Source organism: Pseudomonas moraviensis subsp. stanleyae, assembly GCF_036283065.1.
Classification (GTDB): domain Bacteria; phylum Pseudomonadota; class Gammaproteobacteria; order Pseudomonadales; family Pseudomonadaceae; genus Aquipseudomonas; species Aquipseudomonas stanleyae.
The window spans coordinates 312,812-332,454 of sequence record NZ_JAADJI010000005.1 but is presented as its reverse complement, the minus strand read 5'-3'; the positions used below and the strand labels follow the sequence as shown (position 1 = coordinate 332,454).

Sequence of the window (19,643 nt, the reverse complement as noted above, 5' to 3'; positions counted from 1 at the left end):
CTTTAACCCTCTTCCAGCCACCAACGCAACGGCTTGCCTTCAGCCGGCCAGAAGCGTATCTGCTCGATCGGCGAAATGTCCCAGCGTTCGACTTTTTCCAGCGCCTGCAAAAAGCGCTGTTCCTGCTCCATCACCGCCGGGGCGCAGAGCTTGCGGGTCTTGCCGATCTTGCCGAAGCTCAGCTTGTCGCCGTCCTGCGTATAGGGCGCGAACCAATGGTTGCAGCCGCCGTTGCCGTAGGCGCGGCCGTCATCGCCGAGGGTCACGGTCAGATGGCTGTAATCCATCAGTGGCCGCTCGCCGATCCACTCCAGAATGTAGCTGCGGTTGTGCTGCAGTTGGACCGGCTCTGCGGCGCAACCGACCAGTGCGACACCGATCAGTGCGGTCAGGGCAAAGCGTTTCATCACGCAGGCTCCTGGCATTTCGGGCACAGGTGTTTGTCGCCGACGGCCTTCCAGCCCAGTTCGGCAATGCGTGCGGTGGCGGCGGGTTTTTCGGCGGTCTTGCCGAGTTTGGCATCCACGGCAAATTCGAAGCTCAGCTCTTTCGCGCAGCTGTCGCAGTTGACCTGCCAGGTATGAATCGCCAGCTCGCCGAACACCGGGCCTGTGGTCATTGCGGTCCATTGGCCCGGCGGGTTGATCAGATGGCGGACTGTGTCGACGGTCAGGCGCATGGACAAATCCTTGCTGCCTTTGAGCGTGACCAACAGGGCATCGCCGATGCGGATCGAGCCACCGTTGCCGGTCACCTGATAGCGGCCCGGAACCAGGGCGCGGCATTCGGTGAGGGTGTGTTGCGGGTTCATCAGGGTGTAGCGGAAATCGTGTTCGACCATGGGTCCTCCAAATATGCGCGACATGCTAGCACGGGCTCGATTGCAGAATGATGCACGCGTGCGACCTTCGATCCGGTTCAAATGCACCGACAGTCATGGCAAACTGCCGGCCCCCGAATCTGAAGGAACGGAACATGGCGCTGATCGAATGTTATGAATGCAAGCGGAGCATCAGTTCCGAAGCGCTGGTGTGCATTCACTGCGGCGCCCCGATGGCCGAACACGCTGCCATGCAGGCGCCGTCCGCGGCGGCAGCGGCGCAGCCCGCGACAATTTCCTTCGGCAGCCTGCCACGCAACAAGACCGTGCCCGAGGCGGTTGCGCCGCCAGTATCCGAGCCATTACCGAAAGTGATGCCGGCAGCGGCGGGGCGTCGCCGTCGTCAGCAGGCGGCAGAACAGGCACGCGAGGCGCAGCAACCGCTGAATGCCGATGGCAGCCGCCCAGTGGAAGGCTGGCTGAAAATCATGGTGTTTCTGTTGCCGGCGTTTTTCGTCTGGTTCCTCCTGCGCAGCGGCCATTCGAGCAAGCAGCGCCTGCTCGGGTTCGGCTGGCTGGGCTTGCTGATCCTGGCGTCTTCACTGCCCAAGTAACTCGGTTCAACCCTCGACCTGGTTCTGCGGCGCACCCGCTGCCCAGGTCGCGATGTTGTGCAGGGTGGTCGCGGCAATCGCACCCAGCGCCTCGCTGGTCAGAAACGCCTGATGCGCGGTGATGATCACGTTGGGAAAGGTCAGCAGGCGTGCCAGCACATCGTCCTGCAACGGCAGGTCGGAGCGATCCTCGAAAAACAGCTGCGCCTCTTCTTCATAGACATCCAGCCCGAGATACCCGAGTTGACCGTCCTTCAGCGCGTCGATCAGCGCCGGCGTGTCCACCAGGCCACCGCGCCCGGTGTTGATCAGCATCGCCCCCGGTTGCATATGCGCCAGTGACTGGCGATTGATCAGGTGTTTGCTCTGCTCGTTGAGCGGGCAATGCAGGCTGATGATCCGCGACTGCGCGAGCAGCTCCGGCAGGCTCAGATAACGCGCACCCAACGCCAGTACCTCGGGATTGGGATACGGATCGTAGGCCAGCAGTTCACAGCCAAAGCCATGCATGATTTTCGCGAAGGTGGCGCCGATCTGCCCGGTGCCGACGATGCCGACGGTCTTGCCGACCAGATCGAAACCGGTCAGGCCATGCAGGCTGAAATCGCCTTCACGGGTGCGGTTGTAGGCACGGTGCAGGCGACGGTTGAGGGCGAGGATCAGCGCCACCGCATGTTCGGCTACGGCATGCGGCGAGTAGGCCGGCACACGCACCACGGCCAGTCCGAGGCGTTTCGCCGCCGGCAGGTCGACATGGTTGTAACCCGCCGAACGCAGGGCAATCAGCCGTGTGCCACCAGCCGCGAGGCGTTCGAGCACCGGGGCGCTGAGATCATCATTGATGAACGCACAGACCACTTCGTGCTGCTCGGCCAAAGCCGCTGTATCGAGGCTCAGTCGCGCCGCTTGAAAGTGCAGTTCGAGCCCGGCCGGGCAGTCGGCGGCGAGGAAGCTGTCGCGGTCGTAGGTCTGGCTGCTGAAAAAGATCGTGCGCATGAATCCTCCTGGAACATCGACGCGGGCCGCAATCGCCCGCGACAACTGTAGCGCTTTGCGTGCGCTGTGCCTTGCCCTGGATCAGGCGCTGATACGTGCCTGCGCCGCGAGTCGATTGATCGAGCGCTCCAGTTCATCGAGTGCGGCCGCGGCTTTCGGATCGCCCTGCTTGAGCAGGGTTTCGCTGCGCTGGCAGGCCGCACGCAGTTGCGGCACGCCGCAATAACGGGTGGCGCCGTGCAAACGGTGCACGCGTTCGAGCAGGGCATTCTGGTCGTGGCTGTCACGCGCGGCGCGAATCGCTTCGCGGTCGGCTTCCAGCGAGGCCAGCAGCATCGCCAGCATGTCTGCCGCCAGATCGGCCTTGCCCGCCGCCAGACGCAAACCTTCTTCGTGATCGAGCACCGGCAGCTCCTGCTGACTCGCTGCGCTGTCGCCGCTGCGCTCCGGCGCCTGATTGCGCAGGGCCAGTCCGGTCCACTTCAACACCACCTGCGCCAGTTGCCGCTCGCTGATCGGTTTGGTCAGGTAGTCGTCCATGCCGCTTTGCAGCAGCGCGCGTTTTTCGTTGGCCATGGCGTGGGCGGTGAGGGCGACGATCGGCAGCGGCGTGCAATGCCGTTCGCTTTCCCACTGGCGAATGGTTTCGGTGGTCTGGCGACCGTCCATGCCGGGCATCTGCACGTCCATCAATACCAAATCGAAGGATTCGCTCTGCACGGCTTTGACTGCCGCGTAGCCGCTTTCCACCGCGAGTACTCTGGCGCCCATGTCTTCGAGCAGGGTCTGCACCAGCAACAGATTGGCCGGGTTGTCGTCGACACACAGCACGCGCGGCGCACGGCTGGACAGCGGCTCGCCCGGTTCGCTGCGGGTCTGGCGCGGATTGACCAGATCGGCCAGCGCCCGGCGCAACTTGCGCGTACACGCCGGTTTGGCTTGAAGCTGGCTATGCGGGTTGGGCACCGACAGGTGAAACAGCGTCTGCTCGGTGGTCGGGCACAGCACCAGCACTTTGCAGCCCAGATGTTCGAGATCCCAGATGTGCTGATTCAAACGCTCCGGGAGCATGTCGTTGCTGGTGATGCCGATCACCGCGAGATCGATCGCCTGATCGGTCTGATGCGCGCCGGTGACGCCGTTGCTCAGGCTTTCCAGAGTATTGAACGGGGTGACATCGAGGCCGCAGTCTTCCAGTTGATGCTGCAAGGCCTGACGCGCCAGTTCATGGTTTTCCAGTACCGCCACGCGACGCCCGAGCAATGGCGCGGCGGGCAGGTCTTCGGCGTCATCGCGCGTCTTCGGCAGGCTCAGGCTGATCCAGAATTCCGAGCCTTCGCCCGGGGTGCTGTCGACGCCGATCTCGCCGCCCATCTGCTCGATCAGACGCTTGGAAATCACCAGCCCCAGACCCGTGCCGCCGGGCTGCCGCGACAGCGAATTGTCGGCCTGACTGAAGGCCTGGAACAGCGCGCGCACATCCTGATTCGACAAGCCGATGCCGGTGTCCTGAATGCTGATGCGCAGTTGCACGCTGTCTTCATGCTCCTCTTCGAGCATCGCCCGGGCGACGATGGTGCCTTCGCGGGTGAACTTGATTGCATTGCTGACCAGGTTGGTGAGGATCTGCTTGAGACGCAGCGGATCACCGACCAGCGACAGCGGCGTATCGCGATAGACCAGACTGACCAGCTCGAGCTGCTTGGCGTGCGCCGCCGGGGCGAGAATGGTCAGGGTGTCCTGCAACAGGTCACGCAGGTTGAAGGGAATGTGGTCGAGCACCAGTTTGCCGGCCTCGATCTTCGAGAAATCGAGAATCTCGTTGATGATCCCCAACAGACTGTCGGCGGACTTTTCGATGGTGCCCAGATAGTCGAGCTGGCGCGGCGTCAGTTCGCTTTTCTGCAACAAGTGAGTGAAACCGAGAATGCCGTTGAGCGGCGTGCGGATCTCATGGCTCATGTTGGCGAGGAATTCGGATTTGATCCGACTCGCCTCCAGCGCTTCTTTGCGCGCCAGGTCCAGTTCGATGTTCTGGATCTCGATGGTTTCCAGGTTCTGCCGGACGTCTTCGGTGGCCTGATCGACGCTGTGCTGCAATTCTTCGCGAGCGTTCTGCAGGGTGCCGGCCATGCGATTGATGCCAGAGGCCAGTTCGTCCAGTTCCTGACTGCCGAGCGGCGGCAAGCGGGTTTCCAGATGCCCGTCCTTGAGTTGCGCGACGGCCTGTTTGATCTGGCTCAGCGGACGGTTGATGGTGCGGCCCATGCGCAATGCGAGGAGGGCCGCGCCGGCCAGCCCGGCGGCGATCAGCAGCAGGCTGGCGAACAGGCTGCGATAGCCGCGCAACAACATGCCGTTGTGCGACAGCTCAAGTTCGACCCAGCCGAGCAGCCGTTCCGATTCTTCGGGAATGATTTCACCGGCAAGGTTGCGGTGCTTGCCGAACACCGGCATCAGGTAGCGCGTGGCGTCATTGCCGCTGCGCCGTTGCAACAGCGCGCTGTCGCCGCTTGGCGCCTGATTGAGCATGGTCGGGCCGGCGTGGGCCAGTGGCGAGCGGTCCGCAGCGAGGAAGGTCACCGCGCGCACGTCGGGTTGTTCAAGGGACTGGGTGGCGATGCGTTCGAGCAGATCGGCATCGCCGTGGCCCATCGCTGGCGCGACCAGCGGCGCCAGTTGCTCGGCAATCATTTCGCCGCGCTGCATCAACTGGCTTTGCAGGTCGGTCTGCTGCGTCCAGGTGAAATAACCACCCAGCACCAGCGCCATCAGGCTGGTCGGCAACAAGGTCAGCAACAGCACGCGACCTTTGATTCCCAGTTTCTTGAGCACGCCTATCTCCCGCATCCCGCTGATCTGTTGACACATGCGTGCATCCAGCACGCGACATGGGCGCAGTGTAGCGATTTGCAGGCGGGCAATCTTGCGGAAAATGCAGCGCCGCCCGCCCACGCGTTCGTCCGACAGGCCAAGCTTGTGTTGCCCGCTGTCGGACAATCTTGAATAATCCGCCAACTGAGAATTACTTGCAGATACTCATGACTCCTGTTTCCGCTGTCCAGCCACGCATCCTTTCCATTGAAGACGATCCGGTTCTCGGCGCCTATGTGCACGAGCATCTGGGCCGCAGCGGTTTTCAGGTGACCTGGTGCCAGAACGGCCAGGAAGGTCTCAATATTGCGCAGCGTCAGCCTTTCGACGTGGTGCTGATGGACATTCTGCTGCCCGGGCTCGATGGCCTGAAGCTGTTGACGCAACTGCGCCGGAGCCACTCGACGCCTGTATTGCTGATGTCCGCGCTGGGCGCCGAGGCCGATCGCATCAGCGGTTTCCGCCTCGGTGCCGATGACTATCTGCCCAAACCGTTCAGCATGGCCGAATTGCACGTGCGCATCGAAGCGATCCTGCGGCGAGTGGCACTGGATCGGCGCCCACCTGCCGTGGCCGCTGCGCAGGTCGCTGGAACCCTGCGTTTCGATGACCACCAGTGTGACGTGTTCTTCCGCGAGCAAGCGGCCGGGCTGACCCGCAGCGAATTCCGTTTACTGGAAACCCTGCACCGCAACAACGAGGAAGTGCTGAGCAAGGCCTTCCTTTATCAGCACGTCCTGCAACGCGGTTATGCGGCGCACGATCGCAGCCTCGACATGCACATCAGCCAGATCCGCCGCAAACTCAAAGCCATCGATTACACCGAGCGCGAAGTGCGCACGGTGTGGGGCAAGGGCTATGTCTTGAGCGCCGCCGATGAAACTGTCTGAACTGCCGGGGCGGCATTCGCTGTTCTGGAAACTGGCTTGTCTGCTGGTGGCGTTCTGTCTGCTGATGATCTGGCTGAGCTGGTCGTGGGGCCGCTACATGGAAGAGCGCAATCAGTTCCTCTCCAGTGAAGCGCGCAACACCCTCAGCCGCTACGCCGCACAAGCCGAACAGGCGTGGCAGCGCGGCGGGCGCGATGGTGTCGATGACTGGTTGCGAAGCATGGAATTGCGCGAGGCCAGTTGGGTCGGGGTGATCGGCGCTGATCTGCAATCGCTGAGCAGCGAACCCTTGAACGCCGCAGAGGTGCAGCACCTGACCTTTCTGCGAGGTCTCGACTGGCCGATCCACAAGAAGGGCCGGCCGTGGCTGCGGGTACCGTTTCCCAAGGATCCGGCCGCCGGCATTCTGGTCATCGAATTGCCCGAGCGCTTCGTCCCGGGCAAGTACCGGGTGTTCTGGCGCGTCATTACCAACGGCGTGATTCCCGGGCTGTTCACTTTGTTATTGTGCATCGGCCTGTATCGCCTGCTGGTGGTGCCGCTGAACAACCTGCGCGAACAGGCCAACGCCTGGCGCGCCGACCAATTGAATGTGCGCCTGTCGGGCGGCATCACCCAGCGCCCGGATGAACTCGGTGAGCTGGCGCGGGCCTTCGATTCCATGTCCGAACGCCTGCAAACCACGGTCGCCCTGCAGCAGCAATTATTGCGCGACCTGTCCCACGAACTGCGCACACCGCTGAGCCGCCTGCGCGTGGCCAGCGAAAGCGAACAGGGCCTGCCGCAGCTGCGCGAACGCATCGGCCGGGAAGTCGACGGCATGCAACGGCTGGTCGAAGACACCCTGCAACTGGCCTGGCTCGACACCGACCGCTCGCCATTGCCGGGTGAAGCGATCCAGGTTCAGGCGCTGTGGGAAATGCTCACCGACAACGCCTGTTATGAAAGCGGCTGGCCGAGTCTGCAATTGCAGTGTTCGGTCGAGGCGTCGTGCTGGGTGCGCGGCAACCTCAATACCCTGGCGCAAGCGCTGGAAAACATCCTGCGCAACGCCATTCGTCACTCGCCCGAGGGCGGCATCGTGCGGCTGGATGGCCGGCGCGATGGCGAGTATTGGCATTTGTGGCTGGAGGATCAGGGCGGCGGCGTGGCTGAAGAGGATCTGCAGCGGATCTTTTCGCCCTTCATTCGATTGGACGGATCAAGGCCGGGGGATGGCGGGTTTGGCTTGGGGTTGAGCATTGCGCGTAATGCGGTGCAGCGCCAGGGAGGGTTGCTCTGGGCGGAAAATACCAGGGCGGGGTTGCGGTTGAATTTGCGCTTGGTGGCGGATGATGGTGTCGCCCATGCGGACGCCTTCGCGAGCAGGCTCGCTCCCACAATGGGGCTCGGTTCGCCTCAGGCTGTGTGATCTACCGTTAATAGTGTCATCACTGCTGACACTAACTCCTGTGGGAGCGAGCCTGCTCGCGAAACTCTAAGCAGCACCACGAACTGAGTGTTACTCAAATAAAAGTCGCACCACTGGCGCGACTATTTGCTTATTTCCACAAACCATAAGCACCGCACTTTGCGATGGCGTCGCCCATGCGGACGCCTTCGCGAGCAGGCAGCACCACGAGAACTGAGTGTTGCGCAAATAAATGTCTCACCACTGGTGAGACTTTTATTTGCTTATTCCCATAAACCATAAGCACCGCACTTTGCGTGATATGGCCTGCGCGGGTTTGCCGGTATGATAGGCGCCCCCGCACGTCTGGATTGCGAATACGCCATGACCCTGCAGTACCCAACCATCGCCGATTGCGTCGGCAACACGCCGCTGGTGCGTTTGCAGCGCCTGCCCGGCGCCACCAGCAACACCCTTTTGCTCAAGCTCGAAGGGAACAACCCGGCGGGTTCGGTCAAGGACCGGCCGGCGCTGTCGATGATCACCCGTGCCGAGTTGCGCGGGCAGATCAATCCCGGCGATACGCTGATCGAGGCGACCTCCGGCAATACCGGTATCGCCCTGGCAATGGCCGCTGCGATCAAGGGTTACAAGATGATCCTGATCATGCCGGACAACTCCAGCGCCGAGCGCAAAGCGGCGATGACCGCTTACGGCGCCGAGCTGATTCTGGTGACTCAGGAAGAGGGCATGGAAGGCGCCCGCGATCTGGCCCAGCGTATGGAATCCGAAGGCCGTGGCAAGGTGCTCGACCAGTTCGCCAACGGCGACAACCCCGAAGCGCACTACACCACCACCGGTCCGGAAATCTGGCGTCAGACCCAAGGCAGCATCACCCATTTCGTCAGTTCGATGGGCACCACCGGGACCATCATGGGCGTCTCGCGCTACTTGAAGGAGCAGAGCGCCAGCGTGCAGATCGTCGGCCTGCAACCGATGGAAGGCTCGGCCATTCCCGGCATCCGCCGCTGGCCGCAGGAATACCTGCCGAAGATCTATCAGGCTGACCGCGTCGATCGTATTGTCGACATGGCGCAAAGCGAAGCCGAAGACGTCACCCGTCGTCTGGCCCGTGAAGAAGGCATCTTCTGCGGCGTGTCCTCGGGCGGTGCGGTGGCAGCGATGCTGCGCCTGTCCCGAGAAGTTGAAAACGCGGTGATCGTTGCGATCATCTGCGACCGTGGCGACCGTTACCTGTCGACCGGCATTTTCGACGCGCCGAACTGATGGCCAAGCACGAACGAGGCCTGCGCTTCCAGCCCACCGGCGGCAGCAAGGCGCCGCAGATCCCGACCGGTAAAAAGCAGCGCTTGAACATCGAGCGCCTGGCCAATGACGGTCGCGGTATCGCGTTTTTCGAAGGCAAAACCTGGTTCGTCCTCGGCGCCCTTGCCGGTGAAGAGGTCGAAGCGCGGGTGCTTGGCGCCCACGGCAAAGTGGTCGAGGCGCGCACCGAGCGCGTGTTTACTGCAAGCGACTTGCGGCGCCCGGCAGCGTGCCCGCACTTCGGCCGCTGTGGCGGTTGCAGCGTTCAGCACTTGCCCCACGACGAACAACTCGCCCTGAAACAGCGCATGCTCGCCGAGCAATTGTCGCGGGTTGCCGGTGTCGAACCTGAAGAGTGGGCAGCGCCGCTGACCGGCCCGGAATTCGGCTATCGTCGGCGCGCGCGCATTGCCGTGCGCTGGGACATGAAAGCGAAGAGGCTCGAAGTGGGTTTCCGCGCTGCGGGCAGTCAGGACATCGTCGCGATCAGCGAGTGTCCGGTACTGGTACAGCCCTTGCAGCCGATCATGACCCGTTTGCCGGAGATGCTGCGGCGCCTGAGCAAACCGCAGGCGCTGGGCCATGTCGAGTTGTTCAGCGGTTCGTCGCTGGCGGTGTTGCTGCGGCACATGGCGCCGTTGTCCGAAGCGGATCTGACGATTCTCAAGGATTTCTGCCAGTTTCATGAAGCGCAGTTGTGGCTGCATGGCGAAGGTGAACCGCAACCGGTCGAGGTCGGTCAGAGCCTCGGTTATCGCCTGGAGCAGTGGGATCTCGAGCTGGCTTACCGGCCGGGAGATTTTGTTCAGGTCAACGCCGGGGTCAACGAAGCGATGATTGCGCAGGCGCTGGACTGGCTGCAGCCGAGGGCTGACGAACGCGTGCTCGACCTGTTTTGCGGGTTGGGCAACTTCGCTTTGCCGCTGGCCAGAAGCGTCAGCGAAGTGGTGGCGGTGGAGGGCGTGCAGACCATGGTCGAGCGGGCCGCTGCCAACGCCGTCAGTAACAATTTGCATAACACAAAGTTTTTTCAAGCCGATTTATCCCAGCCTTTGAGCGATGCCCAGTGGATCGGAAGCGGCTTTTCTGCGGTACTCTTGGACCCACCGCGTGACGGTGCTTTCGAGGTGGTGCGCAAGCTCGCGACCCTGGGTGCCAAACGGTTGGTGTACGTGTCATGCAACCCGGCAACGTTGGCGCGCGACACGCAGGAATTGATCAAGCAGGGCTACCGGTTAAAACGTGCCGGGATTCTCGATATGTTTCCTCAGACGGCACATGTCGAGGCCATGGCGTTATTTGAAGCGAGCCAGGACGGCTCGTCTGAATCCGTCTGATCTGTCCGCCCAGCGCTCGCCTGAGCCCCGCGAGCGCGAACGGACACTGAGGATCAGCGATTTGACGCATTGAATCTGCGTCGTAGGGAAGGTAAAGCAGCATGGTACAGGTGAGAGCACACCAGCCGATCAACACCGACGGCAGTATCAATCTCGAGGCCTGGCTCGATCACGCGGTCAGTGTCGATCTGGCACTGGATCGCGAGGCCTTGAAAGAAGCCTGCGAGTTCGCTCGCGAGGCCGAACAACAGTCCAACGCCAGGAAGAACCTGTGGGCCGAAGGCTCCGGCAGTTTCAGCACGGGCCTTGAGATCGCCGAGATCCTTGCTGATCTCAAGCTCGATCAGGATTCACTGGTCGCCGCCGTATTGTATCGCGGTGTGCGCGAAGGCCAGATCGAACTGGCGGCAGTCGGCCAGCGTTTCGGCCCGGTGGTGGCCAAGCTGATCGACGGCGTGCAGCGCATGGCGGCCATCAGTGCCAGCCTCAGCCCACGGCAATCGATGGTCATGGGCACGCAAGGGCAGGTCGAGAACCTGCGCAAGATGCTTGTGGCGATGGTCGATGACGTGCGTGTTGCGCTGATCAAACTGGCCGAACGCACCTGCGCCATTCGTGCGGTGAAAACCGCCGACGATGAAAAGCGCAACCGCGTCGCCCGCGAAGTCTTCGACATCTATGCGCCACTCGCGCATCGCCTCGGCATCGGCCATATCAAGTGGGAGCTGGAGGACTTGTCCTTCCGCTATCTCGAACCCGATCAATACAAGCAGATCGCCAAGTTGCTCCACGAGCGGCGGCTGGACCGCGAGCGCTTCATCAGCGACGTGATGACCCAGCTCAAGGACGAACTGCAGGCCACCGGCGTCGACGCCGACATCAGCGGCCGGGCCAAACACATCTACTCGATCTGGCGCAAAATGCAGCGCAAGGGTCTGGAGTTCAGCCAGATCTACGACGTTCGCGCCGTGCGCGTGCTGGTGCCGGAAATGCGCGACTGCTACACCGCGCTCGGTATCGTCCACACTCTGTGGCGGCATATCCCGAAAGAATTCGACGACTACATCGCCAACCCGAAAGAGAACGGCTACCGCTCGCTGCACACCGCGGTGATCGGCCCGGAAGGCAAGGTTCTCGAGGTGCAGATCCGCACCCATTCCATGCACGAAGAAGCCGAACTCGGCGTCTGCGCGCACTGGCGCTACAAGGGCACCGACGTCAAATCCGGCTCGAACCATTACGAAGAGAAAATCTCCTGGCTGCGTCAGGTGCTTGAATGGCACGAAGAGCTGGGTGACATCGGCGGTCTGGCCGAGCAGCTGCGCGTCGACATCGAGCCTGATCGGGTCTACATCTTCACTCCAGACGGTCACGCCATCGACTTGCCGAAAGGCGCGACGCCGCTGGACTTCGCCTATCGCGTGCACACCGAAATCGGCCACAACTGCCGCGGGGCGAAGATCAACGGCCGTATCGTGCCGTTAAACTACAGTCTGCAGACCGGCGAGCAGGTCGAGATCATCACCAGCAAGCACGGCACGCCGAGCCGCGACTGGCTGAACCCGAACCTCGGTTACGTCACCACCTCGCGGGCGCGGGCGAAGATCGTTCACTGGTTCAAGTTGCAGGCTCGCGATCAGAACGTTGCGGCCGGTAAAACCCTGATCGAGCGCGAACTCAATCGCCTCGGCCTGCCGGCGGTGGATTTCGACAAGCTGGCCGAAAAAGCCAACATGAAAACCGCCGAAGACATGTTCGCCGCCCTCGGTGCCGGCGATCTGCGTCAGGCGCATCTGGTCAACCTCGCGCAGCAACTGGTCGAACCGGAGCGCGGCAACGAACAGTTGGAGCTGATCCCGCGCAAGGCTACCGGTTACAAGCCGGGCAAGCGCGGCGATATTCAGATCCAGGGCGTCGGCAACCTGATGACGCAGATGGCCGGCTGCTGCCAGCCGCTGCCGGGCGATGCGATCGTCGGTTACATCACCCAGGGCCGTGGCGTGAGCATTCACCGCCAGGACTGCGCCTCGGTGCTGCAACTGGGCGGGCGCGAGCCGGAGCGGATCATTCAGGTCAGCTGGGGGCCGGTGCCGGTGCTCACCTATCCGGTGGACATCATCATCCGCGCCTACGACCGTTCCGGGCTGCTGCGTGACGTCTCGCAGGTGCTGCTCAACGAGCGCATCAACGTACTCGCGGTGAACACCCGCTCGAACAAGGAAGACAACACTGCGCTGATGTCGCTGACCATCGAGATTCCCGGTCTGGATGCGCTCGGGCGGCTGCTGGGGCGGATTTCGCAATTGCCGAACATCATCGAAACGCGGCGTAACCGTACCCCTTGATGCAATCTCCTGTAGGAGCTGCCGAAGGCTGCGATCTTTTGACTTTGGTTTTTCAAGATCAAAAGATCGCAGCCTTCGGCAGCTCCTACATGGGTATATAGAGGCCTTTATGTACACCCTCGAAGACCTGCTCCATCTGATGTCCCGCCTGCGCGATCCGCAGTTCGGTTGTCCGTGGGACATCAAGCAAACCTACGCGAGCATCGTCCCGCACACCCTCGAAGAAGCCTATGAAGTGGCCGATGCCATCGAGCGCGGCGATCTCGATCACTTGCAGGGCGAGTTGGGCGACCTGCTGTTTCAGGTGGTGTATTACAGCCAGTTGGCCAAGGAAGAAGGCCGGTTCGAATTCGCCGGGGTGATCGACAGCATCACGCGCAAACTGGTCCGCCGCCATCCCCACGTGTTTCCCACCGGCGACCTGTACGCGCCGCTCGACGTGCCGCGCTTGAGCGAAGAGCAGGTCAAGCAGCGCTGGGAAGAAATCAAGGCTGAAGAGCGCGCGGAAAAATCCTCCGCGCCCGAGCAGTTGTCGTTGCTCGACGATGTGCCGGCCACGTTGCCAGCACTGTCGCGCTCAGCCAAGTTGCAGAAGCGCGCCGGGCAGGTCGGTTTCGACTGGCCGGACGCTTTGCCGGTGCTCGACAAGGTCCGCGAAGAGCTCGATGAAGTGCTCGAAGCCATGTCGGGAAACGATCCGCTGGCGGTGGCCGACGAGATCGGCGACCTGCTGTTTTCCGTGGTCAATCTGGCCCGGCATCTGAAGGTCGATCCGGAAACCGCCCTGCGCGGCGCCAACGGCAAGTTTGAAAGACGTTTCCGTTTTATCGAACAGGCATTGCGCGACACCCACCGTCCCATGGAAGATTGCACCCTCGAAGAGTTGGACGCCCTCTGGGGCGAAGCCAAACGCCAGGAAAAGAATGAGCCCAGCTGCGGCTGAGCCGTTGCCCAAGTGAGTAAGCATTGATGAGCATTTCCCTTCGCGACCAGTTGCTCAAGGCAGGCCTGGTCAACCAAAAGCAGGCCAAGCAGGTCAGCAAAGACAAGCAGAAGCAACAGCGTCTGGCCCATAAAGGCCAGGCTGAGCTGGATGATTCGCAGCAGCGCGCCGCCCAGGAAGCCATGGCCGAGAAGGTCAAGCGCGACCAGGAGCTGAACCGCCAGCAGCAGGAGAAAGCCGAGGCCAAGGCCCGTGCCGCGCAGGTCAAGCAATTGATCGAAGTCTCGCGCCTGCCCAAGCTGACCACCGAGGACTACTACAACTTCGTCGACGACAAGAAGGTCAAGCGCATCTCGGTCAACACGCTGATGCGCAACAAGCTCAGCAGCGGTTCGCTGGCGATCGTGCATCACAACGGCGGCTACGAAGTGATCCCCCGTGAAGCGGCCCTGAAGATCCAGGAGCGCGACCCGCAGCGCATCGTTCAGCTCAACGTGCAGACCGAAGAGGTCAACGCCGAGGACGATCCGTACGCGGCCTACCAGATCCCTGACGATCTGATGTGGTAAGCAATTGTGGCGAGGGAGCTTGCTCCCGCTGGGGCGCGAAGCGGCCCCGCTCTTTATCCTGAGAGCAGGGCCTGCTGCGCAGTCCAGCGGGAGCAAGCTCCCTCGCCACAATGTGCAATGTTTGCCTGATCAAGCGGATTTCAATTCTCTTTGCTGTTCCTGCACTTCCAGCTCGGCCTTGTAGTTGTGGGCATCGATCTCGTTGTGGAACATGCCGACCAGCAAGTCTTGTTGATGCACGTCCCAGATGCGGATACCGGCGGCCAGGCCTTCGTGGGACATGTGGGAATCGTCGCGTTCAGTTACTTTTACAGTCATCTGCTAGCTCCAGATCTCAAGTTACTGCACCAAGGCGTGTGCAGGACTCTGTTATAGAATCTGTTAGCCAGCTAAGTAAACCGCCGATTGGCGCAAGGTGTTGTTGCGGATTTCGCAACAGTGCTGCAGGCCGCGTAAACCGCGACATTCGGTCGCAGGGCGATTGGTTTCATGACAGAAGTTTCATCTCCCGACCCATGCGAACCCTTGTGTAGGAGCTGCCGAAGGCTGCGATCTTTTGATCTTGTCTTTTAAAATCAAAGTCAAAAGATCGCAGCCTTCGGCAGCTCCTACACAGCGGATTTGTGTTGGGTCATGAGGTTTTCTGCAGGCCAAAAAAAACGCCCCGAACCAGTCGGGGCGTTTTCATGTGTGGCTCAGCAGTGGGGACTTACTTGCCTTCCCAGCGCTTGAGCACCAGCGTGGCGTTGGTGCCGCCGAAGCCGAAGCTGTTGCTCATCACAGTGTTGATGGTGGCGTTCTCGCGGGTCTTGGTCAGCACCGGCAGATCGGCCACTTCCGGGTCGAGCTCGTCGATGTTGGCGGAGCCGGCAATGAAGTTGCCTTCCATCATCAGCATGCAGTAGATCGCTTCGTGCACGCCGGCGGCGCCCAGGGAGTGACCGGACAGGCTCTTGGTCGAGCTGATCGCTGGAGCCTTGTCGCCGAACACTTCACGCACACCTTTCATTTCCGCGACGTCGCCGACCGGAGTCGAAGTGCCGTGGGTGTTCAGGTAGTCGATCGGGGTGTCGACGGTGGACAGCGCCTGCTGCATGCAGCGGATAGCGCCTTCGCCACTTGGGGCAACCATGTCGTAGCCGTCGGAGGTTGCGCCGTAGCCAACGATCTCGGCGTAGATCTTCGCGCCGCGGGCCAGAGCGTGTTCCAGCTCTTCGACGACAACCATGCCGCCGCCGCCAGCGATGACGAAACCGTCGCGGTCCTTGTCGTAGGCGCGGGAGGCCTGTTCCGGGGTGTCGTTGCGCTTGCTGGACAGAGCGCCCATCGCGTCGAACAGGAACGACTGGCTCCAGTGCTCTTCTTCACCGCCACCGGCGAAGACGATGTCCTGCTTGCCCATCTGGATCTGTTCCATGGCGGTACCGATGCAGTGAGCACTGGTGGCGCAGGCAGAAGCGATGGAGTAGTTCAGGCCCTTGATCTTGAACGGCGTGGCCAGGCAAGCGGAAACGGTGCTGCTCATAGTCCGCGTGACACGGTATGGGCCGACGCGCTTCACGCCTTTCTCACGGAGGATGTCCAGCGCTTCCATCTGGTTCAGCGTGGAGGCACCGCCGGAGCCGGCGATCAGGCCGGTGCGCGGGTTGGACACCTGCTCTTCGGTCAGGCCGGAGTCAGTGATGGCGTCTTTCATGGCCAGGTAGGCATAAGCCGCTGCGTGGCCGACGAAGCGATAGATCTTGCGATCGATCAGCTCTTCAAGGTTGAGGTCGATGGAGCCGGAAACCTGGCTACGCAGACCCATTTCAGCATATTCCGGGTTGAACCGGATGCCAGGGCGGCTTGCACGCAGGTTAGCGGAGACGGTCTCTTTGTCATTGCCCAGGCACGAAACGATGCCCAGACCAGTGATAACGACGCGGCGCATGCGAATAACCCTTAGAAGTTGTCAGTGGAGGTGAACACGCCGACGCGCAGGCCTTCGGCGGTATAGATTTCGCGTCCGTCGACACTGACCGAACCATCGGCGATGGCCATGTTCAGCTTGCCCTTGAGGACGCGTTTGATATGAATGTTGTAAGTGACTTTCTTCGCTGTCGGCAGCACCTGGCCGAAGAATTTCACCTCGCCCGAACCCAGCGCACGGCCGCGGCCCGGCAGGCCTTGCCAGCCCAGGAAGAAACCGACCAGTTGCCACATGGCATCCAGACCCAGGCAGCCCGGCATTACCGGATCGCCTTCGAAATGGCAGGCGAAGAACCACAGGTCAGGGGTGATATCCAGCTCGGCGACCAATTCACCTTTGCCGTACTTGCCGCCTTCTTCGCTGATATGGGTGATGCGATCCACCATCAGCATGTTCGGGGCGGGCAGTTGCGCGTTACCTGGGCCGAACAGCTCACCGCGACTGCAGCGCAGCAGGTCTTCCCGAGTAAAGGCGTTTTGTTTGGTCATGCGAGCTCCTCAATAATCCCATGCGGCAGGTGGGGCAGATCTTCCCGACCGTTCAAAGCGTTCATGCCTCGAACCGGCAGCCTACTCATAGACTATTGCGTTGTGGTGAAAGTCACAGCACCAAGGACATGAATGTACACTTGTGCACTGAAATTTTTAATCAAGCCCCTTTTGGGGCTCGTTCGGGTGCCTAAGACTGCCGCACTTTCGCTTTTCACGCCAGTCGCAGATGGTCGAAAGGCCCACACTACGACACCCAGCGTTGCAAAATCTGCTGCAGGTCATTGCGTTTGAACGGCTTGGCCAGGTAATCGTTCATACCCGCCGCCAGACAGGTTTCGCGGTCGCCCTGCAAGGCGTTGGCGGTCAGCGCGATGATCGGCACATCGCGGCGTCCGGGCAGGTCGCGGATCTGCCGCGTGGCCTCGTAGCCGTCGATGATCGGCAGGCGGCAGTCCATCAGAATCACTTCGAAGTCGCCGCCCTCGGCACTGCGCACCGCCTGCGCGCCATCGGTCGCCACGCTGACCGCGAAGCCGAGGCTGCGCAGCATCGCTTCGATCACGGTCTGGTTGACCGGGTTGTCTTCGACCAGCAAGACATGGCGTCCTTCGCCCTGACCACTGCCGTTCGGCGCACGCGGCGCGCTCAGCGTCGGCATTGCCTGCTTATATAGCGCCAATGGAATTTCCAGAGTGAATACCGAACCGCGTCCTTCCTCACTCTGCGCGCGCAGGGTGCCGCCCATGCGTTCGGCCAAAGTCCGCGCGATCGGCAGACCGAGACCGGTGCCACCGTAACGACGGGAGATCGAGCTGTCGGCTTGCTGGAAGGCATTGAACATCAGCTCCAGGCTCTGCGATGAAATACCGATGCCGCTGTCGCGCACCGAGCAGGTGAACCACAGCAGTTCATGGTCCAGCGACTGCCATTGTGCCTCGATGCTGACCCGGCCCTGCTCGGTGAACTTCAAGGCATTGCCGACCAGATTGACCAGAATCTGCCGGATCCGCGTCGGATCACCCTGCACCTGCAAGCCGCGCATGTCGTCGGGAATGCGCAGGTTCAGCGCCAGGCCGCGCTGCACCGCGCTGTGCTGGAACGACTGCGCACAGGCGCCAATCAGCTCGGCGAGGTTGAACGGAATGTGCTCAAGCTCCAGCTCCGATCGCTCGATCCGCGAGAAGTCGAGAATGTCATTGATGACCTTGAGCAAGTGCTCGGTGGACTCCGAAGCGAGCGCCGCATATTCGACCTGCTCCTCGGTCATCTCGGTGGTTTCGAGCAATTGCAGCATGCCCAGTACGCCGTTCATGGGGGTGCGCAGTTCGTGGCTCATCATCGCCAGGAAGTCGGATTTGGCGTTGTTGGCCTTTTCCGCTTCTTCGCGGGTCTGGATCAGTTGCGCCATCGCCTGCTGCTGTTCGCGACTGGCCTGCTCCAGCGCCTGAGCGAGGTTGTTGATGTGTTGCGACAGCGCGCCCAGCTCAGTGTCATCGACAATCGGCAGTGGGGTTCTGTAGTCGCCTTCCTGAATCGCTTTGACTGCGTCGCCGATGTCGCGGATCGGTTGCGACAGACTGCCGGCCAGGCGCCGGGCGACGACGAAAGTGAAGAGCAGGGCGAACAGCGCGAGAATCGCGGCCTTGAACAGGATCTCCTGCTGGCGCTGACTGAAGGCATCGTTGGACAGCCCGACGATCACTCGCCCCAGATAATCCTCGCCGGCGGCGCTGTTGCTGACTTTGCCGTCCTGGAAAAAATCATTGTGCAAGGCGATCCGTTGCAGACGCACCGGGGCCTGGAATACTTCGACCTGATGCGGGCGGCTGTGGCTGTCGGCCGGTTGTTCGACGTACACCAGAATCCGGTTGGCGCTGTCCTGCACTTCGAGAAAGCGCACGTTGGGCGTGGCCAGTGTTGCCTTGAGCAGGCTTTCCAGCACTTCGTTGTTGCCGGAGATCACCCCGTATTCGGTAGCGGGAGCGAGTTGGTTGGCGATCAGCTGGCCGGTGTGGTTCAGCTCCTGACGCAAATCCTGGATGCGCACGAAGGTAAAGAAACTGATCAACAGCAACGTCAGTAACAGCGCCGGCCCGAGGCTGATCAGCTGCGTGCGGGTGTTGATGTCCCAACGGCGACGGAAATTCATGGGCGGCGCTCTCCTTCGGCCAAGGCACTGGCGACAGATGCTTCATTCAGCGGTTCGATGCCTAAGGAACGAGCCACCTGCGCATTACTTGAGACTTTGAAACGAGCGGGGTAAAGCGTTCGCGGCCAAGCGCTGGTTGGCTGATCGAGCAACTGGTCGAGGATCGCCAGCCAGTCACTCTGGTCGCTGTAGGTACTGGCGAGGCTGCCGGCGCGAACGAAGGCAATGGTGGGGCCGATCAGCGCAACCTGCCGCGAGTAGCTGCTGAGCAAGAGGTTTTTTGCCGTCTGCGAGTTGTACAGATCGGGATCATCGAGGCCGAGCAATACGTCGCTGGTTTTCAACACGGCTTGCAACGGACGGCTGTCGTGGGTGTTGTCCCAGCGCTGGCTGACAATCTCCAGGTTCAATGGCCGCGCAGCCACACGCAGTTCGTCGAGCAGGAACTCGCCGTGCTCATCGAACAGCACGCCGACGCGCCGGGCCTGCGGCAGAATCCGCCTGATCAATTGCAGTTGTCGGCTCAGCGGCGGGTCGCTCCAGAGCAGACTCAGGAGCGCCGGTTGGGCGCCGGCGAAGCGCTGGCGCGCCTGCAAGCGGCTGATGCGCAACACCAGCGTCGCCGGGCCCTGGGAATCCTGCAGGCGCCAGTCGAGACTGGGCAGGTCGAGCAGAATCAGGCGCAGGCTGGCCGGCAGTTTGCCTGGCGCGGGCAGGCTGGCCAGTGGCTGAAAGCGCACGTTGTCGGTCGTGCGCAGTTCACTCAGCGCCTGGACGAAGGCTTGCACGCCGGGGCTTTCCTCGGCGCCGGTCAGGAGAATGTCGGCGGCCTGCACCGCGACGCCGTGCAGCCATGCGGTCAGGAACAGGCAGAACCCCGCCAGCCAGTGGCCAAGGGTTGGCGTCTTCCGTGACGGGCCGTTGCGCATC

17 protein-coding genes are annotated in these 19,643 nt (G+C 61.8%); 8 read left to right on the top strand and 9 right to left on the bottom strand.

What is annotated here, in order from left to right; genetic code table 11:
- Positions 1–2: 2 nt before the first annotated feature.
- Together GXB78_RS11265 and GXB78_RS11260 are read right to left on the bottom strand one after the other, a co-directional pair.
- Positions 3–407: an META domain-containing protein gene (locus tag GXB78_RS11265; protein ID WP_329515439.1), complete on the bottom strand. Its 405-nt coding sequence runs from the start codon at positions 405–407 to the stop codon at positions 3–5.
- Positions 407–841 (bottom strand): hypothetical protein, encoded by a 435-nt coding sequence (locus GXB78_RS11260; protein ID WP_039757838.1) that lies wholly within the window; start codon positions 839–841, stop codon positions 407–409. Before GXB78_RS11260 ends, GXB78_RS11265 begins: the two co-directional genes overlap by 1 nt.
- A 134-nt stretch (positions 842–975) precedes the next feature.
- On the opposite strand from GXB78_RS11260, the gene GXB78_RS11255 reads away from it, so the two are divergent.
- Positions 976–1,434: a hypothetical protein gene (locus tag GXB78_RS11255; RefSeq protein ID WP_329515438.1), complete on the top strand. Its 459-nt coding sequence runs from the start codon at positions 976–978 to the stop codon at positions 1,432–1,434.
- Between the two features lie 6 nt (positions 1,435–1,440).
- Here the strand turns inward: GXB78_RS11255 and GXB78_RS11250 are convergent, their stop codons facing one another.
- Both GXB78_RS11250 and GXB78_RS11245 read right to left on the bottom strand, forming a co-directional pair.
- Positions 1,441–2,430: a 2-hydroxyacid dehydrogenase gene (locus tag GXB78_RS11250; RefSeq protein WP_329515437.1), complete on the bottom strand. Its 990-nt coding sequence runs from the start codon at positions 2,428–2,430 to the stop codon at positions 1,441–1,443.
- 81 nt (positions 2,431–2,511) lie between these two features.
- Positions 2,512–5,265 carry a response regulator gene (locus tag GXB78_RS11245; protein ID WP_329515501.1) on the bottom strand — a complete coding sequence of 918 codons (2,754 nt, stop codon included), beginning with the start codon at positions 5,263–5,265 and terminating at the stop codon, positions 2,512–2,514.
- Positions 5,266–5,471: 206 nt separating this feature from the next.
- Between GXB78_RS11245 and GXB78_RS11240 the strand changes: the two genes are divergently transcribed.
- From GXB78_RS11240 to GXB78_RS11210, 7 genes are all read left to right on the top strand, one after another.
- Positions 5,472–6,194 (top strand): response regulator transcription factor, encoded by a 723-nt coding sequence (locus GXB78_RS11240; RefSeq protein WP_329515436.1) that lies wholly within the window; start codon positions 5,472–5,474, stop codon positions 6,192–6,194.
- Positions 6,181–7,605, top strand: coding sequence for a sensor histidine kinase (locus GXB78_RS11235; RefSeq protein ID WP_329515435.1), 1,425 nt, complete (start codon positions 6,181–6,183; stop codon positions 7,603–7,605). The genes GXB78_RS11240 and GXB78_RS11235 overlap by 14 nt, the downstream gene beginning before the upstream one ends.
- A gap of 363 nt (positions 7,606–7,968) precedes the next feature.
- Positions 7,969–8,871 (top strand): cysteine synthase CysM, encoded by a 903-nt coding sequence (gene cysM, locus GXB78_RS11230; RefSeq protein ID WP_329515500.1) that lies wholly within the window; start codon positions 7,969–7,971, stop codon positions 8,869–8,871.
- On the top strand, positions 8,871–10,247 hold the full coding sequence (rlmD, locus tag GXB78_RS11225; protein WP_329515434.1) for a 23S rRNA (uracil(1939)-C(5))-methyltransferase RlmD: 1,377 nt from the start codon (positions 8,871–8,873) through the stop codon (positions 10,245–10,247). Before cysM ends, rlmD begins: the two co-directional genes overlap by 1 nt.
- A gap of 101 nt (positions 10,248–10,348) precedes the next feature.
- Positions 10,349–12,592, top strand: a complete 2,244-nt coding sequence (relA, locus tag GXB78_RS11220; RefSeq protein WP_064364824.1) for a GTP diphosphokinase — start codon at positions 10,349–10,351, stop codon at positions 12,590–12,592.
- A 109-nt stretch (positions 12,593–12,701) separates the two neighbouring features.
- Entirely contained in the window at positions 12,702–13,535 is an 834-nt protein-coding gene (mazG, locus tag GXB78_RS11215; RefSeq protein WP_329515433.1) for a nucleoside triphosphate pyrophosphohydrolase, read from the top strand.
- Between the two features lie 26 nt (positions 13,536–13,561).
- Positions 13,562–14,104 (top strand): DUF2058 domain-containing protein, encoded by a 543-nt coding sequence (locus GXB78_RS11210; protein WP_329515432.1) that lies wholly within the window; start codon positions 13,562–13,564, stop codon positions 14,102–14,104.
- 129 nt (positions 14,105–14,233) lie between these two features.
- Here the strand turns inward: GXB78_RS11210 and GXB78_RS11205 are convergent, their stop codons facing one another.
- The 5 genes from GXB78_RS11205 to GXB78_RS11185 form a co-directional block, all read right to left on the bottom strand.
- A complete protein-coding gene (locus GXB78_RS11205) occupies positions 14,234–14,422 on the bottom strand; it encodes a hypothetical protein (RefSeq protein ID WP_016773646.1) in 189 nt (62 codons plus the stop codon).
- A 391-nt stretch (positions 14,423–14,813) separates the two neighbouring features.
- Positions 14,814–16,034: a beta-ketoacyl-ACP synthase I gene (gene fabB, locus GXB78_RS11200; RefSeq protein ID WP_016773647.1), complete on the bottom strand. Its 1,221-nt coding sequence runs from the start codon at positions 16,032–16,034 to the stop codon at positions 14,814–14,816.
- Positions 16,035–16,045: 11 nt separating this feature from the next.
- Positions 16,046–16,561, bottom strand: coding sequence for a 3-hydroxyacyl-[acyl-carrier-protein] dehydratase FabA (fabA, locus tag GXB78_RS11195; RefSeq protein WP_011060067.1), 516 nt, complete (start codon positions 16,559–16,561; stop codon positions 16,046–16,048).
- A 247-nt stretch (positions 16,562–16,808) separates the two neighbouring features.
- Positions 16,809–18,713, bottom strand: coding sequence for an ATP-binding protein (locus GXB78_RS11190; protein ID WP_329515431.1), 1,905 nt, complete (start codon positions 18,711–18,713; stop codon positions 16,809–16,811).
- Entirely contained in the window at positions 18,710–19,642 is a 933-nt protein-coding gene (locus tag GXB78_RS11185; protein ID WP_329515430.1) for an ABC transporter substrate-binding protein, read from the bottom strand. The genes GXB78_RS11190 and GXB78_RS11185 overlap by 4 nt, the downstream gene beginning before the upstream one ends.
- Between the last annotated feature and the right edge of the window lies 1 nt (position 19,643).

Excerpts from the sequence above, each read along its gene's own strand:
- GXB78_RS11240 (WP_329515436.1), top strand. The coding sequence starts at position 5,472 with ATGACTCCTGTTTCCGCTGTCCAGCCACGCATCCTTTCCATTGAAGAC.
- rlmD (WP_329515434.1), top strand. The coding sequence starts at position 8,871 with ATGGCCAAGCACGAACGAGGCCTGCGCTTCCAGCCCACCGGCGGCAGC.
- GXB78_RS11235 (WP_329515435.1), top strand. The coding sequence starts at position 6,181 with ATGAAACTGTCTGAACTGCCGGGGCGGCATTCGCTGTTCTGGAAACTG.
- relA (WP_064364824.1), top strand. The coding sequence starts at position 10,349 with ATGGTACAGGTGAGAGCACACCAGCCGATCAACACCGACGGCAGTATC.
- GXB78_RS11205 (WP_016773646.1), bottom strand. The coding sequence starts at position 14,422 with ATGACTGTAAAAGTAACTGAACGCGACGATTCCCACATGTCCCACGAA.
- fabB (WP_016773647.1), bottom strand. The coding sequence starts at position 16,034 with ATGCGCCGCGTCGTTATCACTGGTCTGGGCATCGTTTCGTGCCTGGGC.
- GXB78_RS11260 (WP_039757838.1), bottom strand. The coding sequence starts at position 841 with ATGGTCGAACACGATTTCCGCTACACCCTGATGAACCCGCAACACACC.
- mazG (WP_329515433.1), top strand. The coding sequence starts at position 12,702 with ATGTACACCCTCGAAGACCTGCTCCATCTGATGTCCCGCCTGCGCGAT.
- GXB78_RS11255 (WP_329515438.1), top strand. The coding sequence starts at position 976 with ATGGCGCTGATCGAATGTTATGAATGCAAGCGGAGCATCAGTTCCGAA.
- GXB78_RS11265 (WP_329515439.1), bottom strand. The coding sequence starts at position 407 with ATGAAACGCTTTGCCCTGACCGCACTGATCGGTGTCGCACTGGTCGGT.
- GXB78_RS11210 (WP_329515432.1), top strand. The coding sequence starts at position 13,562 with ATGAGCATTTCCCTTCGCGACCAGTTGCTCAAGGCAGGCCTGGTCAAC.
- GXB78_RS11185 (WP_329515430.1), bottom strand. The coding sequence starts at position 19,642 with ATGCGCAACGGCCCGTCACGGAAGACGCCAACCCTTGGCCACTGGCTG.
- GXB78_RS11250 (WP_329515437.1), bottom strand. The coding sequence starts at position 2,430 with ATGCGCACGATCTTTTTCAGCAGCCAGACCTACGACCGCGACAGCTTC.
- GXB78_RS11190 (WP_329515431.1), bottom strand. The coding sequence starts at position 18,713 with ATGAATTTCCGTCGCCGTTGGGACATCAACACCCGCACGCAGCTGATC.
- cysM (WP_329515500.1), top strand. The coding sequence starts at position 7,969 with ATGACCCTGCAGTACCCAACCATCGCCGATTGCGTCGGCAACACGCCG.
- fabA (WP_011060067.1), bottom strand. The coding sequence starts at position 16,561 with ATGACCAAACAAAACGCCTTTACTCGGGAAGACCTGCTGCGCTGCAGT.